Source organism: Conexibacter woesei Iso977N, assembly GCF_000424625.1.
GTDB lineage: Bacteria > Actinomycetota > Thermoleophilia > Solirubrobacterales > Solirubrobacteraceae > Baekduia > Baekduia woesei_A.
In genome coordinates this window covers 470,866-486,987 of the sequence record NZ_AUKG01000003.1, presented here as the reverse complement: position 1 = coordinate 486,987, position 16,122 = coordinate 470,866, and the positions used below count along the sequence as shown (strand labels likewise).

Genomic DNA, 16,122 nt, shown 5'->3' with positions numbered 1-16,122 from the left:
GATGCGCGTCGTTGCCGGCGCACCTACCGTCGCGCCATGCGCATCGAAGACTACGCCGTGCTGGGCGACTGCCAGACCGCCGCCCTCGTCGGCCGCGACGGGTCGGTCGACTGGCTGTGCCTGCCCCACTTCGACTCGGCCTCGTGCTTCGCGGCGCTGCTCGGCGACGCCTCGCACGGCACCTGGCGCATCGCGCCGGTCGGCGACGTCCACACGACCACGCGCCGCTACGTCGAGGGCACGCTGGTCCTGGAGACCGACATGGAGACCGCCGACGGCGCGATCCGCATCACCGACTTCCTGCCCCCGCGCGGCGACGGCGCGCTGGCGTCGCAGCTGATGCGGATCGTCGAGGGCCTGCGCGGCGAGGTGCCCGTGCGGATGGACTTCGCGCTGCGGCCCGACTACGCCACGATCGTCCCGTGGGTCGAGGCGGCGCCCGACGGCCTCACCGCGCTCGCCGGCCCCGACGGCTTCCGCCTGAGCACCACGCTGCCGCTCGAGCTCGACGTCGGCGGCGCGCACGCCGAGCTGGTCGTCTCGGCGCAGGAGCGCCATCGCGCGGTCCTCACCTGGCACCGCTCCTACGAGCGGGCGCCGGTGATCGAGGACGCCGACTCCGCGCTGGCGCGCACGATCGCCTGGTGGCGCGCGTGGACCGGTCGCTGCACCTACGAGGGCGCCTACCGCGACGAGGTGCTGCGCTCGCTCGTCGTCCTCAAGGCCATGACCTTGGAGGCCACCGGTGCGCTGGTCGCGGCGCCCACGACCTCGCTGCCCGAAGACCTCGGCGGCAGCCGCAACTGGGACTACCGCTACTGCTGGCTGCGCGACTCGGTGCTCGTCCTCGAGGCGTTGCTGGACGCCGGCTACACCGACGAGGCCGCGGGCTTCCGCGACTTCCTGCTGCGCGTCGGGACCGGCGACCCGGCCAAGATCCAGATCATGTACGGGATCCGCGGCGAGCGGCGCCTGACCGAGTTCGAGCTGCCCGAGCTGCCCGGCTACGAGGGCTCGCAGCCGGTGCGGATCGGGAACGCGGCCTCCGAGCAGTTCCAGCTCGACGTCTTCGGCGAGGCGTTCGCGGTCGCGGCCATCGGCATCGACCTCACCGGGGAGATCGAGCGCGACCTGTGGCCGCGCTGGTGCGCGATCGTCGAGCACGTCGCCGGCGTCTGGCAGCAGCCCGACGACGGGATCTGGGAGAGCCGCGGCCCGCGCCGTCACTACACGTACTCCAAGGTCATGGCCTGGGTCGTCTTCGACCGCGCCGTGAGCCTCGCCGAGCGCTTCGGGCTCGAGGCGCCGCTGGAGCGCTGGCGCGCGACGCGCGACGAGATCCACCAGGAGGTCTGCGACAAGGGCTGGGATCCTGACCGCCGTACGTTCACCCAGTACTACGGATCGCGAGCGCTCGACGCCAGCATCCTCAACATCCCGCTCGTCGGCTTCCTGCCCGGCGACGACCCGCGCGTGACCGCGACGATCGACGCGGTGCGCGACGAGCTGGGCCGCGACGGGTTCGTCTCGCGCTACTCGACCGCGCAGACCGACGACGGCCTCGACGGCGACGAGGGCCAGTTCCTGGCCTGCTCGTTCTGGCTGGCCGCCGCGCTGGCGCACAACGACCGGGTCGCCGAGGCGCGCGCGCTGTTCGAGCGCCTCGCCGGGCTGGCCAACGACCTCGGCCTGCTGGCCGAGGAGTACGACGTCGCCCGCGGCCGCCAGGTCGGCAACTTCCCCCAGGCCTTCAGCCACCTCACGCTGATCGTCGCGGCCCGCGCGATCTCCGACGCCGAGGCCCGGACGACGACCGCCGGCGACGGGCACCCGCCGGCCGTCGCCGCGGCCACGCCGGCCTTGCGGGAGTAGCCCCGCGCGCGTCAGCGCAGCTCGGCGACCGGGTTGCGCAGCGCGCCGATCCGCTCGACCTCGGTCTCGACGACGTCGCCGTCGGCGAGCGAGCGGACCGGGTCCATGAACTCGCCGCAGCCCCACGGCGTCCCGGTCAGCAGGACGTCGCCGGGCTCGAGCGTGAAGCTGTGCGAGCAGAACGAGAGCAGGTCGGCGACGCCGAAGACCATCTCGGCGGTCGTCGAGTCCTGCATGACCTCACCGTTCACGCGCGTGCGCAAGGCGAGCGCCTGCGGGTCCGCTACCTCGTCGGCCGTGACGATCACCGGACCGAGCGGGCAGAACGTGTCGAGGCTCTTGCCCCGGACCCACTGGCCGTCGGAGAACTGCACGTCGCGCGCCGAGACGTCGTTGGCGACCGTGTAGCCGAAGATGTAGGACAACGCGTCCTGCGCCGCGACGCGCGTCATGCGCCGGCCGACGACGACGGCCAGCTCGACCTCCCAGTCGACGCGCGCGGTCACCGCGCGGTCGATCCGGATCGCCTCCCCGTCGCCGATCAGGCTCGTCGTGAACTTCGTGAAGACCAGCGGCCCCGCCGGGACCGCCATCCCCGCCTCGCGGATGTGGTCCATGTAGTTCAACCCGATCGCGACGATCTTGCCCGGCCGCAGCGGCACGGTCAGCCGCGCGCCCGCGCCGAGCGGCGCATCGCCCACCAGCGCGTCGAGCGGCGCGCCCGCCGCGATCAGCGCCGCCAGCGGCGCGCCGTCGCCCAGCGGCCACAGCGCGCCGTCGCGCTCGGCGACCGCTCGCTCCACCCCGTCCACCACAGCCGTTCCCACACGCATGTCAGATCCCTTTGCCCGGGTTGAGGAGGCCGGCCGGATCGAGCGCGTGCTTGATCTGCCGGTGCAGGTCGTGGGCTGCGCCGAGCTCGTCGCCGAGCAGCCCGTGCTTCAACAGCCCGATGCCGTGCTCGCCGGCGATCGTGCCGCCCAGCTCCAGCGCCAGCGCGACGATCGCCGCGAACGCGGCGCGCGCCCGCGCGACGGCGTCCGGGTCGCCGCGGTCGTAGACGACCGTCGGGTGCATGTTGCCGTCGCCCGCGTGGCCGAACGTGCCGATCAGGACGTCGTGGCGCGCGGCGATCGCCTCGATCCCCTCGAGCAGCGCCGGGATCGCGCCGAGCGGAACGCAGACGTCGTCCAGCAGCGTCGCGCCCTGGCGCTCCAGCGCGCTGTAGGCCAGCCGCCGCGCGGCGGTCAGCATCCGCCCCTCGGCCTCCTCGTCGGTCACGACCGCGAGCGTCGCGCCCTCGGACTCGCACCAGCTCGCCATCCGCTCGACCTCCTCCAGCGCGGCCGCGCCGGGCAGGTCCGAGCGCGCGAAGACGAGCACCTCGACGTCCTGGTCCAGCCCCTGCGGCGCCATCGCCTCGACCGCCGCGATCGTCGTGCGGTCCATCAGCTCCAGCATCGCCGGGGTGGTGCTCCGGACGATCCGCGCGATCGCGCGCCCGGCGTCGCCGAGCCCGGCGAAGCTCGCGGCCAGCGTCGCGCCCGGCGGCGGCGCCGGCAGCAGCCGGACCGTCGCCTCGGTCACGATCGCCAGCGTCCCCTCCGAGCCGCAGACCAAGGACACCAGGTCGTAGCCCGCCACGCCCTTGCGCGTGCGCCGGCCGACCCGGACCGCGCGGCCGTCGGCGAGCACCAGCTCCAGCCCGAGCAGCGCGTCGCGGGTGACGCCGTGCTTGACGCAGCACAGCCCGCCCGCGTTGGTCGCGACGTTGCCGCCGATCGTCGAGAACGCGTAGCTCGCCGGGTCGGGGGCGTACCAGAGCCCGTGCTGCTTGGCCGCATCCCCGAGGTGCGCGTTGACGAGCCCCGGCTGGACCGTCGCGGTCAGCGACGCGGCATCGAGGCCGACGATCCCGGTCATCAACTCGGTCGACAGCACCACGCAGCCGTCGATCGCGTTCGCGCCCCCGGCCAGCCCGCTGCCCGCGCCGCGCGGGACGATCGGGACGCCGTGCCGCGCCGCCGCGCGCACCGCGGCCTGGACCTCGGCGGTGCGCCGCGGGCGCACGACGACCGCGGGCATCCCGGCCTCCAGCAGCCCCGGCGCCGCCTGGTCGGCGCGGTAGGAGGCCAGGACGTCCGGGTCGGCGATCAGCTCGCCCGCGCCCTCCAGGTCGGCGAGCAGGCGTGAGGTAGATGCAGTGGTCACGAGGCCTCCGCAGCAGGAATGGCGAAGCCGCTGGGTTCCGCGGTATGTTGGGCGCCTCCCGTGAGCAGCCAGGACCCACCCCGATGACGGGCCTCAACCTCGGCCGCGGTGCCGGCGGCAGCCCCGTCCTGGCGCCCGGCCAGCACGCCGTCAAGCTCGAGCGCAGCGTCTACTCCGGCCGCGTCACGTCGATCCTGCGCGAGGCGATCATCGAGGGCGAGCTCGGCGCGGGCGACCCGCTCGTCGAGGCGCGCCTGGCCGAGCAGCTGTCGGTCAGCCGCGGGCCGGTCCGCAACGCGCTGCACGCGCTCGAGGGCGAGGGCCTCGTCCGCACCCAGCCCAACGGGCGCACGGTCGTCGTCGGCTTCGGCCCCGAGGACCTGGAGGACCTGACCGGTGTGCGCTTCGAGCTGGAGGCCGCGGCGATCCGCCGCGGCTGCGAGCGCAGGGCCGACGTCGCGCCGATCCAGGAGGCGTTCGCCGCCTTCGAGGAGGAGGGCGCCTCGACGCAACGCCTCGTCGACCTCGACATCGAGTTCCACCTGCGCCTGCTGGAGCTGTCGGGCAGCCGCTTCCTGACCCAGGCGTGGCTCGCGCTCGCGCCCGTGATCCACACGGTCATCACGATCGGCAACCGCCGCCTGACCGAGCGCGACCCGGAGCAGAACTTCGACCGGATCGTCGCCGCGCACAGGCCGCTGGTCGCCGCGATCGCCAAGCACGACGCCAGGAGGGCGACCGCGCTCCTGGCCAAGCAGTTCGACGTCACGACGTCGATGTTCAGCACCGACCTGGGCTGACACGGCGCGTCAGCCCAGCAGGCCCTGCGGGTCCTGCAGCCGGTCGCGCACGTCGGCCAGGAAGCGCGCGGCGTCGGCCCCGTAGATGATCCGGTGGTCGCTGGTCAGCGTCAGCGTCATCTGCTGCGCCGCGACGATCGCGCCGTCGCGCGGGACCGCGACCGCCCGGACCGCCCCGACGGCGAGGATCGCCGCCTGCGGCGGGTTGAGCACCGCCTCGAAGTGGCGCACGCCGAACATCCCGAGGTTGGAGACCGTGAACGTCCCGTCGGCCAGCGCCTCCGGGAGGATCGACTTGTCGCGGACAGACTCCGCGAGCGCTCGGGTCTCCTGCGCGATCTCCGCCAGGGACTTCGCGTCCGCGTCGCGGACCGTCGGGACGAGCAGCCGGTCGCCCGCCTCGACGGCGATGCCGACGTTGACGTGCTCCCAGAGCTGGAACGTGCCGCCCTCGGCGTCGAAGCTGCCGTTGACCGCCGGGTGCGTGCGCAGCGCCAGCGCGCACGCCCGGACGATCATGTCGTTGTAGGAGGGAACCGGAACACCGTCGCTCGCGGCCGCCTTCAGCTCGCCGCGCAGCGCGGCCGCGGTGTCCATCTCGACGTCGATCGCCGCCGTGAACTCCGGCACCTCGCGCTTGGCCTCGGCCATCCGCCGCGCCACGAGCTTCTGCGTGCGGGTGAGCTTCTGCGCGGTCGCGGCGTTCACCATCATGTCGCTCATGCGGACGCCGCCTGGTCGTCGATCCGGACGACGACGTCGCCGACCTCGCACTCCTGGCCCTCGGTGACGAGGATCTCGGCGATCACGCCCGCGACGCCCGCCTCGACGTCGAACGACGACTTGTCGCCCTCGATCTCGACGACCGCGTCCTCGGGGCCGACCCTCTGGCCGACCTCGACCATGATCGTGACGATCTCGACCTCGACCGTGGACATGCCCATCTTCGGGATGTGGACGTCGATCATGAGGCGACCTCCGGGGCGAAGGCGAGCACGCCGCGGACCGCGTCGGCCAGCTGCTCGCGCGACGGCAGCAGCGCCAGCTCGAGGTCGACGGCGAACGGGATCGGCGCGTCGGCGCGCGTCACGCGCCGCGGTGGTGCCTGCAACGGGTACTCCTCGGCGGCGGTGGCGAGCACCTCGGCGGCGAGGCCGGAGGTGCGGTTGGTGTCGTCGAAGACGACGAGGCGGCCGGTCTTCTGCACCGACGCGCGCAGGCCGTCCCAGTCGAAGGGCAGGACCGTGCGCGGGTCCCAGACCTCGGCGGAGATCCCCTCGGCCGCCAGCTCCTCGGCGACCGCGAGCGCGTCGTGGACGAGGTGGCCGACGGCGACGATCGTGACGTCGTCGCCCGCGCGGTGCACGCGGCCGACGCCGAGCGGCACGGCCTCCAGCACCTCCGGGACCTCCTCGCGGGTGCCGAGCACGGCGGCCGGGAAGAACAGGACCACCGGGTCGTCGTCGCGGATCGCCGACACGAACAACCCGTAGGCGTCGAGCGCCGTCGCCGGGACGACGGTCTTCACGCCCGCGTGGGCGAACAGCGCGTAGGGGTGGTCGGAGTGCTGGGCCGCCAGGCCCTTGCGCGCGCCGGAGCCCGGCACGATGTAGGTGACCGGGACCTTCGCCTGGCCACCGGTCATCAGCCGGAACTTCTGCGCCTGGTTGACGATCGGCTCGAACGCCGTGAACAGCAGCGACGGGATCTGGAACTCGACGACCGGCCGGTGGCCGGCCAGCGCCGCGCCCATCGCGAAGCCGGTGAAGGCCTGCTCGGAGATCGGCGTGTCGATCACCCGCTCGCGGCCGAAGTCGGCGACCAGCCCCTTCGAGACGCCGCGCAGCGACGCGCGCACGTCCTCACCGATGATGAAGACCGAGGGGTCGTTCGTCATCTCGTCGCGCAGCGCCTGGGCCAGCGCCGCCTGGTATCGCATCCGGGCCATCAGGCCGAGACCCCCTTCCGCGGCGCGGGGCCGCTTGCGTACACGTAGTCCAACGCCTCCGACGCCTCCGGGCGCGGGCTCTCGCGCGCGAACGCGAGCGCGGCCTCCAGCAGCTGCTCGACTTCGTCATCGAGCGCCGCGACGTCGTCGGGCGCCATCCGCTCGGCGAGCACCCGCAGCGGGTCGCGCTCGCGCCAGCGCTCGATCTCCTCGTCGGTGCGGTAGCCGAGGTTCATCGTGCGCTCGGCGGTGTGGTGGCCGACGAAGCGGTAGGTCTCGCACTCCAGGAAGCTCGGGCCGCCGCCGGAGCGGGCGTGCGCGACCGCGGTCGCCGTCGCCTGAAGGACCGCCTCGGCGTCCATCCCGTCCACGTGCACGGCCGGCATGTCGTAGGCCGCGGCGCGGCCGGTGATCGAGCCGGACGTCGCCTCCTGCGAGGAGAACGAGACCGCGTAGCCGTTGTTCTCGCACACGAAGAGCACGGGCAGCTTCCAGATCCCGGCCATGTTCATCGTCTCGTGCAGGACGCCCTGGTTGATCGCGCCGTCGCCGAAGAAGACGACCGCCACGCGGTCGCTCCCGGCCTGCACGCCCGCCCACGCCGCGCCCGCGGCGATCGGCGCGCCGGCCGCGACGATCCCGTTGGCGCCGTAGATCCCGAGCGAGACGTCGGCGATGTGCATCGAGCCGCCCCGCGCGCGGTTCAGGCCCGTGGTGCGGCCGAGCAACTCGGCGAGCATGCGCGACACCTCGGCGCCCTTGGCGATCACGTGGCCGTGACCGCGGTGGGTCGAGGTGATGACGTCGTCGTCGCGCAGCGCCGCGCAGACGCCGGTGGCGACGGCCTCCTGGCCGATGTACTCGTGCGTGACGCCGGCGATCTCGTTGGCGTTGACGAGCTCGACGACCGTCTCCTCGAAGCGCCGGATCGTGCGCATCGTGCGGTAGAGGTCCGCGTGGCTCATGCGCGAGCCTCCGGAGCGGGGTCGCGGGGCGGCCGGCCGGCGAGGACGCGCAGCGCGTCGGCGAGGGCGCGCCCGCGCACCTCGGCGAGCGCCTCCTCGGAGAACGCCGCGGAATGGGGTGTCAGCACTGCGGACTCCATTTCGATCAGGGAACTGTCGGGGTCAAGGGGTTCGTGCTCGAAGACGTCGAGGCCGGCGCCGCCGAGGTGGCCGGAGGCGAGCGCGGCCTGCACCGCGGCCTCGTCGACGATCTCGCCGCGGCTGGTGTTGACCAGCAGCGCGCCCGGGCGCAGCCGCGCGAGCTGGCCCGCGCCGATCAGGCCGCGCGTGGCGGGCGTCAGCGGGACGTGGAGCGAGAGCGCGTCGGAGCCGTCGAGCAGCGCGCCGAGGTCCTCCGCCCGGCGCGCGCCGGCGGCCGCGAGCACGTCGTCGCCGATCGCCGGGTCGTGCACGAGCAGCTCCATGCCGAACGCGCGGGCCCGGACGCCGACGGCCTGGGCGATCCGGCCGAAGCCGAGCAGGCCGAGCACCGAGCCACGCAGGCGGCGCATCGTCCCGAGCTGCTCGTAGGCCAGCCAGCGCCCGTCGCGCAGCGCCCGGTCCGACGCGGGCACGCGCCGCGCGACCGCCAGCAGCAACGCGAGCGTGTGGTCGGCGACGTCGTCGACGCCGTAGTCGGGGACGTAGACGACCTCGATCCCGCGCGCCCGCGCGGCGGCGACGTCCACGTTGTCGTAGCCGCTGCCGCACCGCGCGATGACGCGCAACAGCGGAAGTCGTGCGATCAGCTCAGCGGTCAGCTTCGCGTGGTAGACGAGGATGCCCGCGGCCTCCGCCCCGGCCGCGGCGATCGCATCCGGGTCGTGGCCGTCGAGCTCGATCAGCGCGACGCCCGCCTGCGCGAGCGCCGCGTGATCCTCGGGGCCGAACGGGAAGCGGTCCCGGTCGGTGAGCAGGACCGCCGTCACGGGCGCACGTGGAACGCGTCGACCTGGACGGTGTTGCCGGTCGAGTCGAGGTTGTGCGCGCCGAGGACGGTGATCGTCAGCGTGTGCGTCCCGCTGGTCGGGAACGTCGCCTGGTAGACCGCGGCCTGGCTGACGTCGGGCCCGCGGAACCCGTACGTGTCGACGCGCGCGGCGAACGTCCCGTCGAGCGCGACGTCGGCCTTGCCGCAGGCCGGGCAGAGCCGCCCGACCCACGTGATCCGGCGGCCGCTGAAGGTCACGGTCGCCGTGTCGCCCGCGGTGGCGTCGACATGGGCCGAGCCGCCCGACGCGCTCGCGATCGAGCTGGTCGACCAGCCGCTGCCGCTGTAGGCGACCGAGGCGTCGGAGTCCTGCTTGACCGTCGCCGCGTTGGTGAGCGCCTGGAAGCCGTCGATGTTGATGGCGTTGGAGGTCGACAGCGCGTTGCGCGTGCCGGACGGGACGATCTGGATCGTGTGCGTGCCGACGCTGCTGAACGTCTTGACGTAGACCGGCACCGCCCAGTTGTCGTCGTCGGGCGCGTAGAGGTCGATCGTCGCGTCGGTCGTGCCGTCGATCTTGATGGTGGCCTTGCCCTGGTCGGGGCCGAGCTTGGCGATGTAGCTGACCTGGCCGCCGGTGAACGTCCAGCTCGCCGTCGCCGTGCCGGTCGAGGGCGGTGGGTCGGTGGAGTACGTGACGTACGGATCCCACGACGTCGCGTCGCTGGCGTAGTCGCCGTTGTTGTTGATCTCGAACCGGATCGCGTCCCCGGACGCGACCGTGACGCTGCCGACGTTGGCGTCGACGCCGGTCGTGTCGTTGCCCGCGATCGTCGTCGGCCCCCAGACCGTCGTGCCGTTCTTGGTGATCTTGACCACGACGCCGTTGCCGTCGGTGTTCATCTTCGCGACGTGCGAGGCGATCGCGACCGTGCCGGCATGCGGGGCGATCCACGTGCGCGCGGTGTCGTTGGACGCGCCGGGATGCTCGGCGGTCGGCCAGACGAAGCCGCCCGACGCGTCGTGCCACTCGCGCTGGCCGAGGTAGCCGCTCGAGTTGTAGGACCCGATGTCGGTCCACGTGCTGCCTGACTTGTCCTGGTAGCGCCAGTTGTTGGCGCCCTGCGTCGAGCTGAAGCCCGTGCACGCGTCGTGGCAGTCCCTCGACGAGGACAGCGTCCCGCCCGAGGCGTCGGGCAGCGCGGTCTGGTGCGTCCACGAGCCGGCGTAGGTCACGCCCGCGTCGGCGTCGTCGGCGGCGGTCGTGTCGGCCGTGAAGCCGGGCGACGAGGCGGCCGCCGAGAGGTTGCCGTCGCCGTCGACGGTCTTGACCGTGTACGGCGCGTTGGGCGAGTTCAGGTGCGAGTGGTCGAAGTAGTACGTGCCCTTGTCGACCGTCGCGATCAGGTTCCCGTTCAGGTAGACCTTGTAGCCGGAGACGTGGTTGTCGTCGGAGCCCGCCGTCCAGGTGACGTCGGTGCCCGAGTACCCCATGTTGGTCGCGATCCGCGCCTGGACGTTGCCCGGCGCGCTCGGCGCCGTCGTGTCCTGGCCGCCGCCCGGGTGCTTGGCCAGGCCAATCCAGATCAGCTCGCCCGCCTGCGGCGAGGTCAGCGTGACGCCGTTGGTCATGAGGTCTGAGCCGGTGCGCGAGGCGCTGCCCGACGCGAGCTGGTAGCGCACGTCGTAGGTGCGGGTCGCGTCCAGGCCCTTGGGGTAGACGGTCGTCGCGCCCGAGCCGTTGCCGCCCTTGTACACCACCAACGCGTGCTGCTGGTTCTGCGAGACACGCTCGAACCAGTTGCGGTCGTTGTCGGTTCCGTGCGGGTGGAACTGGTGGACGTAGCGGCCGGCCACGCCCTGCTCGATCATGTAGTGGTAGGTGTCGACGAGCTTGCGCATGCAGGCCAGCGCCGCCGGGTCGCTCGTGTCGCCGGTGAAGTCCGGGTTGAACGCGAGCAGCGCGTTGTAGGCGTTGCTGCAGTTGGCCGGGCTCCACGCGTCCGGGATCCCGCTGATCTTGTCGGTCGGGAACAGCCGTGCGGCGTCGTAGGACTCCGCCATGCCGTTGTTGTCCGTGATCGAGAAGCTCGACGCGACGCGCATGAACTCCCAGCTGACCTCGTTGCCGCCGGAGTCGACGGCCTGGATCGCCGAGCCGGGGCGCGCGTCGAGGAAGCGCTGCTGGACGCGGCGGAACGCCTGGTCCTGCGCGAGCTGCTGGTCACCGCTCCAGTCGGCGACCGGGCAGGAGTCGTTGCGCCACTGGAAGTCGCCCCAGTCCTGGGCCTTGCCGATCAGCAGGTCGCCCATCCACGTCTCGGCGCCCGCCTGCGTCAGGTCGATCAGGCGGTCGGCGTAGCCGCAGGGCGAGCCGGTCGAGAACCAGCTCGGGTGCGCCGAGAAGACGTTCGAGTTGGTGTTCGCGTCGTAGGCCATCATGTAGACCAGCTGCTTCATCCCGGACTTGCCGAGGAAGTCGCCGCTCTGCTTGAAGTCCGGCCCGTTCCAGTTGCCGGGCGTGTCCCACCAGCCGTTGTCGCGGTGGTAGGTGTCGGCGCCCATCGTGCGCAGGTGGTCGGCGATGCCGAAGATCTTCTGCAGTGTCCCGGCCTGGTCCCACGAGCCGGTCCACTGGCTGCCCGTGTACCAGTACCCGAGCATCCGGATCGCGCCGAAGTACGGGCTGCGGGTGTCGTCCCACATGTACTGGTACTGCCAGTCGAGCAGCCCGTTGGTCATGTTGTCCAGGTCGGTCGTGTAGACCGAGGTGAAGGCCTTCGGCGTCGTCACCGACGCGCCCGCCGCCAGCGAGGCGGAGTAGTTGGGGATCGTCAGCGAGAGGTCGCCGGTCCCGCCGCCCTGGTTGCCGGCGGCCAGCGCCCAGCGCCCGTAGTAGTCGAAGCCGACCGAGACGCCGTCCCTCGTCGACGTGTTGAACTGGCTGAACCACGGGATGTAGACGGCCGACGTCTCCGACCAGCCGGCGCTCGGGCAGCCGCTGCTGCCGCTGGAGTAGTCCTGGTAGCGCCAGTTGTTCGTGCCCTGGGTGGAGCTGAAGCCCGTCGAGGCCGTGTACGAGGAGCCGCCGCTGTAGGCGATCGTCGGGTCCCAGTTCGTGGCGTCGTAGCTCCAGTCGCCGTTGTTGTTGATGACGAACCGGATCACGTCGCCGGCGCTGACCGCGACGCTCGACACGCTGGTCGAGATGCCGGTCGTGTCGGACCCGCCGATCGTGTGCGCCGCGTAGATCGTGGAGCCGTTCTTGGTGATCGAGACGACGACGCCGTTGCCGCCGGTGTCGCGCTTGGCCGCGGTGCCGGTGATGTTGACGGTGCCGCTCGTCGGCGCCGTGAACGCGCGCGCGGTGTCGTTGGCCGGCCCGGGGTGCTCGGCGCCCGGCCAGACGTAGCCGCCGGACCCGTCGTGCCACTCCCGCTGGCCCTGGTAGCCGCTGGCCGCGTAGGCCGCGATGTCGTGCCAGCCCGTGCCGGTGTTGGTGGTGGTCGTCGGGCAGTCGAACGAGTCATAGGAGTCGAACGTGCGCGCGTAGCTGCTCGACAGGTTCGCGGTCCGCAGCTGCCAGCTGTTGCCGACCGCGCGGGCGCCGCTCATCCACTGCAACGTCGAGTTGGAGGCCTCGTCGCCCATCACGTGCTGCTCCAGGAACGACGGCCTGGCCAGCGTGTGCGCGCTCGTGTCGGTGTTCTTGTAGGTGACCCACTCGCGGACCACGCTCGTGCTCGGGTAGATCAGGTAGTGCTTGGTCGCCTGCACGCCGGTGCGCGTCAGCGCGACGTCGAGCTGCAGGGCGGTCTGCCCGTTGGTCGTCGTGCTCGCCGCGCTGCCGGAGCCGCAGCTCCAGCCCGTCGTCGAGCCGGTGATCTCGGTCCCGTCCCAGGTGAAGCGCAGCTCGCTCGACGGCGAGCTCGCGTCCACGTACTGGCGCACCGGGCTGGCCAGCTTGTTCTTGAAGCTCGTCAGCGTGTAGGTCCCGCCGCTGAACGTGACGGTCTTCTCGACGGCGGCGGTGCCGAACGTCCAGGTGCACGCGTTGGCGCCCTGCGTGGCGTAGGCGTCGCCGACGGTGACGGCGTGGGCGCTCGCGGCGAGCGCGGCGGTGAGCAGCAGCGCGAGCGGGACCGCGCGGAACAGGGAACGGAGCACGACGACCTCTTCTCTAGAGCAGTGAGCCGCCGTTCACGCGGAGCACGTGACCGGTGATGAACGTGGACAGGGGGCTGAGCAGGAACACGCACCCGGCCGCGATCTCCTCCGGGCGGCCGAGGCGGTTGAAGAGCGTGCGGGCGGCGACGGCCGCCTTCTGCTCCGGCGAGGTGTCGGCGTGCGTGGCGGCGGTCTCGGTCGGGCCCGGCGAGACGGCGTTGACGCGCACGTTGCCGGGCGCCGCCTCGCGTGCGAGCGACTTGGTGAGCCCGATGACGCCGCCCTTGGCGGCTGCGTAATGCGCCGCAGGACTGATCGATCCGTACTCGCCCGCGGTCGAGGCGACGTTGACGATCGAGCCGCCGCCGCGCGCGAGCATCCCGGGCAGGACGGCGGCGCAGCCGGCGACGGCGGTGCCGAGGTTGGCGCTCAGCGCGCGCGCCCAGTCCTGCTCGCCGAGCGCGGTGAAGTCCCGGACCTCGAACAGGCCGGCGCAGTTGACGAGGCCGTCGACCGGCCCCAGCTCGGCCGCGGCCTCGGCGGCGAACGCCGCGAACGCCGCGAAGTCGCTGGCGTCGAGCGCCCGCGCGCAGACCTCCGCCCCGTCCTCGCGCAGCTCGGCGGCGAGCGGCGCGACCGCCTCCTCGCGCAGGTCGGTGAGCGCGACCCTGGCGCCGGCCGCGGCCAGCAGGCGCGCGAGCGTCGCGCCGATCCCGCCCGTCGCGCCCGTCACGACGACCGTGCGCCCGGCCAGCAGCGGCGCGCCGCCGGCCACCGCGTCCAGGACCGCGCTCTCGCGCGCCACCGCGTCACTGCTCATCGCCTGCTCCTCGTCCTTGGTGGTCGCGGCCGCCGTCGAACAGCGAGCCGGTGAGTCCGAACTGGTCGCGCAGCAGCGCGCACGCCTCTTCCGCGGCGCCGCGGCCGATCGCCTCGAGCAGCGGCCGGTGCGAGGCGACGATGCGCGTCATGTGCTTCGCCGGGTCCGCGGCCGCGAGGCGCTGGTTGCCGACGGTGATGACGGTCTGGATGACCGGCGCGATCGCCTGCCACGCCTCCATCAGGAAGCGGCTGCCCGAGAACGCGAGCATCGCGCGGTGGAAGGCGACGTCGAGCTCGACCAGGCGCGGCGTCGTCGCGCCCTCGGCCGCGACCGCGGCGAACGCGATCTCCAGCGGCGCGATCGACGCGCCCTGCGCGACGCCCCAGCGGATCCCCGTCGCCTCCAGCTCGTAGCGCACGCGCAGCAGGTCCTGGACGTCGTCGGCGCCGAAGCCGACGACGGTCGTGCGCCCGTTGGGCTGCGTGCGGACGAGGCCTTCGCCCTCCAGCACGTGCAGCGCGCTGCGGACCGGGCCGCGGCTGACCGCCAGCTCCTCGGCGACGCGCATCTCGACCAGCGGCGTGCCGGCCGCCAGCGAACCGTCCACGATCGACTCGCGCAGCACCTCGGCGACCCAGCCGCTGTAGATCGAGCGGCTCAGCTTGGTCGCGTGCTGGCCGCTGCCGGGCGCGACGGCGCCGGGCCCGAGCGGCGCCAGGCGCGGAAGCGCGGCGGCGCGGTCGCCGAGGCTGCTCACGCCACCACCTCCTCAACGGGCGGGACGGCGGTGGTCGTCGCCTCGATCACGCGCGCCTCGGAGCCCTCGCCGCGCGCGAACTCGTCGACGATCGCGCCGTCGGCCAGGACGACGCAGCGGTCGCAGAGGCCGACGAGCTCGGCGATCTCGGAGGAGACGACGAGCAGCGTCACGCCCCTGTCGGCCAGCTCGAGGATCAGCCGGTAGATCTCCTGGCGCGTCTCGACGTCCACGCCCTTGGTCGGCTCGTCCAACAACATCACCTTGGGCGCGTTCATGAGGACGCGCGCGAGCAGGATCTTCTGCTGGTTGCCGCCGCTGAGGTGGGCGACGTCCGCGGTGGCCGAGGGCGCCCTGATGCTGAGCGACCCGATGAACTCGCGCGCGACGCGCGCCTCGGCGCGGCGGTCGACGAAGCCCATCTTCGCGATCCCGCCGAGGTTGCCGATCGTGACGTTCTGCTGCAGGCCGAAGTTGAACAACAACCCGCTGCCCTTGCGATCCTCGCTGAGCATCGCGATCCCCGCGCGGCGAGCGTCGGCGGGGCTGCGCAGGCGCAGCGGCCTGCCGTCCACGCTGATCGTGCCCCGGTGCGACAGGCGGCCGTAGACCGCGCTCAGCAGCTCGGTGCGCCCGGCCCCGACGACGCCGGCGATGCCGACGATCTCGCCGCGGCGTGCGGTCAGGCTGACGTCGCGGACGACGTCGCCGGGGCGCGTGGGGTGCGGCACCGACACGTGGTCGAGGCGCAGCGTCTCCTCGGTGCCGTGGGCGGACTCGCGCTGCGGGTAGAGGCGGTCCAGCCGGCGGCCGACCATCGCCGCGACGATCGCCTGCTCGCTGAAGGCGTCGCGCTCCAGCTCGGCGACCGCGCGGCCGTCACGCAGCACCGTCGCGCGATCGCACATGCTCATCACTTCCGGGATCCGGTGCGTGATGAAGATCATCGTCGTGCCCGCGTCGCGCAGCCGGTTCAGGACGCCGAACAGGCGCGCGGTCTCGTTGCCCGCCAGCGAGGCGGTCGGCTCGTCGAGGATCAGGACGCGCGGCTCGCCGGCCAGCGCGCGGGCGATCATCACGAGCTGGCGCTGGGTCGCGCTCAGCGCGGCGACCGGCTGGCGCGCGTCGAGCGGGATCTCCAGGCGCTGCAGCAGCGCCGCGGCGCGGCGGTGCAGCTCCCGGAACGAGACGAGCGGCGAGCCGTCGCGCCCGGTCTGCCCGACGAAGAGGTTCTCGGCGACCGACAGCTGCTCGACGACCTGGATCTCCTGCGGCACGTAGGCGATGCCGGCCGCGCGCGCCTGGGCCGGGGAGCCGAAGCGCACCTCGGCGCCGTCGAGCTTGATCGCGCCGTCGTAGCTGCCCGCCGGCCAGACGCCGGTGAGCACCTTGACGAGCGTCGACTTGCCGGCGCCGTTGTGGCCGACCAGCGCGTGGATCGTGCCGGCGGTGAGGCCGAAGTCGACGTCGCTCAGCGCGGGCACGCCCGCGAAGCGCTTGCCGAGTCGTTCGGTTTGAAGGACGTAGGTCATGTCAGCTCGGAGGTGACGGGAGGGGCGGCCGGCGGAGCCAAGGAGGAGGGGATGTCCGCCGGCCGCGCCCTCAGGGG

Annotated in this window: 13 protein-coding genes; 2 read left to right on the top strand and 11 right to left on the bottom strand. The window is 72.9% G+C overall.

What is annotated here, in order from left to right; all coding sequences use genetic code 11:
- The first annotated feature begins 36 nt into the window (after positions 1–36).
- Positions 37–1,872, top strand: a complete 1,836-nt coding sequence (locus H030_RS34740; RefSeq protein ID WP_081691099.1) for a glycoside hydrolase family 15 protein — start codon at positions 37–39, stop codon at positions 1,870–1,872.
- An 11-nt stretch (positions 1,873–1,883) separates the two neighbouring features.
- Here H030_RS34740 and H030_RS34735 read toward each other — a convergent pair whose 3' ends face one another.
- Complete coding sequence (locus tag H030_RS34735; protein WP_231398528.1) at positions 1,884–2,675, bottom strand: fumarylacetoacetate hydrolase family protein; 792 nt, start codon at positions 2,673–2,675, stop codon at positions 1,884–1,886.
- A gap of 31 nt (positions 2,676–2,706) precedes the next feature.
- Positions 2,707–4,083 (bottom strand): FAD-binding oxidoreductase, encoded by a 1,377-nt coding sequence (locus H030_RS0123920; protein WP_196809253.1) that lies wholly within the window; start codon positions 4,081–4,083, stop codon positions 2,707–2,709.
- Between the two features lie 83 nt (positions 4,084–4,166).
- On the opposite strand from H030_RS0123920, the gene H030_RS37820 reads away from it, so the two are divergent.
- Positions 4,167–4,883 carry a GntR family transcriptional regulator gene (locus H030_RS37820; protein WP_051223566.1) on the top strand — a complete coding sequence of 239 codons (717 nt, stop codon included), beginning with the start codon at positions 4,167–4,169 and terminating at the stop codon, positions 4,881–4,883.
- 9 nt (positions 4,884–4,892) lie between these two features.
- On the opposite strand, the gene H030_RS0123910 is transcribed toward H030_RS37820, so the two are convergent.
- Genes H030_RS0123910 through H030_RS34720 form a run of 9 tightly spaced genes read right to left on the bottom strand, consistent with a single transcriptional unit; the run spans position 4,893 to position 16,045 of the window.
- Positions 4,893–5,606 (bottom strand): 2-oxo acid dehydrogenase subunit E2, encoded by a 714-nt coding sequence (locus H030_RS0123910; protein ID WP_027007993.1) that lies wholly within the window; start codon positions 5,604–5,606, stop codon positions 4,893–4,895.
- The gene (locus H030_RS0123905; RefSeq protein ID WP_027007992.1) at positions 5,603–5,851 is read right to left on the bottom strand and encodes a biotin/lipoyl-containing protein; all 249 of its coding nucleotides are present in this window, start codon (positions 5,849–5,851) and stop codon (positions 5,603–5,605) included. Before H030_RS0123905 ends, H030_RS0123910 begins: the two co-directional genes overlap by 4 nt.
- Positions 5,848–6,831: an alpha-ketoacid dehydrogenase subunit beta gene (locus H030_RS0123900; RefSeq protein ID WP_027007991.1), complete on the bottom strand. Its 984-nt coding sequence runs from the start codon at positions 6,829–6,831 to the stop codon at positions 5,848–5,850. The genes H030_RS0123905 and H030_RS0123900 overlap by 4 nt, the downstream gene beginning before the upstream one ends.
- Positions 6,831–7,796, bottom strand: a complete 966-nt coding sequence (locus H030_RS0123895) for a thiamine pyrophosphate-dependent dehydrogenase E1 component subunit alpha (RefSeq protein WP_027007990.1) — start codon at positions 7,794–7,796, stop codon at positions 6,831–6,833. The genes H030_RS0123900 and H030_RS0123895 overlap by 1 nt, the downstream gene beginning before the upstream one ends.
- Entirely contained in the window at positions 7,793–8,764 is a 972-nt protein-coding gene (locus H030_RS0123890) for a C-terminal binding protein (RefSeq protein WP_027007989.1), read from the bottom strand. Before H030_RS0123890 ends, H030_RS0123895 begins: the two co-directional genes overlap by 4 nt.
- A complete protein-coding gene (locus H030_RS0123885) occupies positions 8,761–12,933 on the bottom strand; it encodes a hypothetical protein (RefSeq protein ID WP_027007988.1) in 4,173 nt (1,390 codons plus the stop codon). The genes H030_RS0123890 and H030_RS0123885 overlap by 4 nt, the downstream gene beginning before the upstream one ends.
- 13 nt (positions 12,934–12,946) lie before the next feature.
- A complete protein-coding gene (locus H030_RS0123880) occupies positions 12,947–13,753 on the bottom strand; it encodes an SDR family NAD(P)-dependent oxidoreductase (protein WP_081691097.1) in 807 nt (268 codons plus the stop codon).
- A complete protein-coding gene (locus H030_RS37815; protein WP_051223562.1) occupies positions 13,743–14,513 on the bottom strand; it encodes a GntR family transcriptional regulator in 771 nt (256 codons plus the stop codon). Before H030_RS37815 ends, H030_RS0123880 begins: the two co-directional genes overlap by 11 nt.
- Positions 14,510–16,045, bottom strand: a complete 1,536-nt coding sequence (locus H030_RS34720) for a sugar ABC transporter ATP-binding protein (RefSeq protein ID WP_035129369.1) — start codon at positions 16,043–16,045, stop codon at positions 14,510–14,512. Before H030_RS34720 ends, H030_RS37815 begins: the two co-directional genes overlap by 4 nt.
- Positions 16,046–16,122 lie beyond the last annotated feature (77 nt).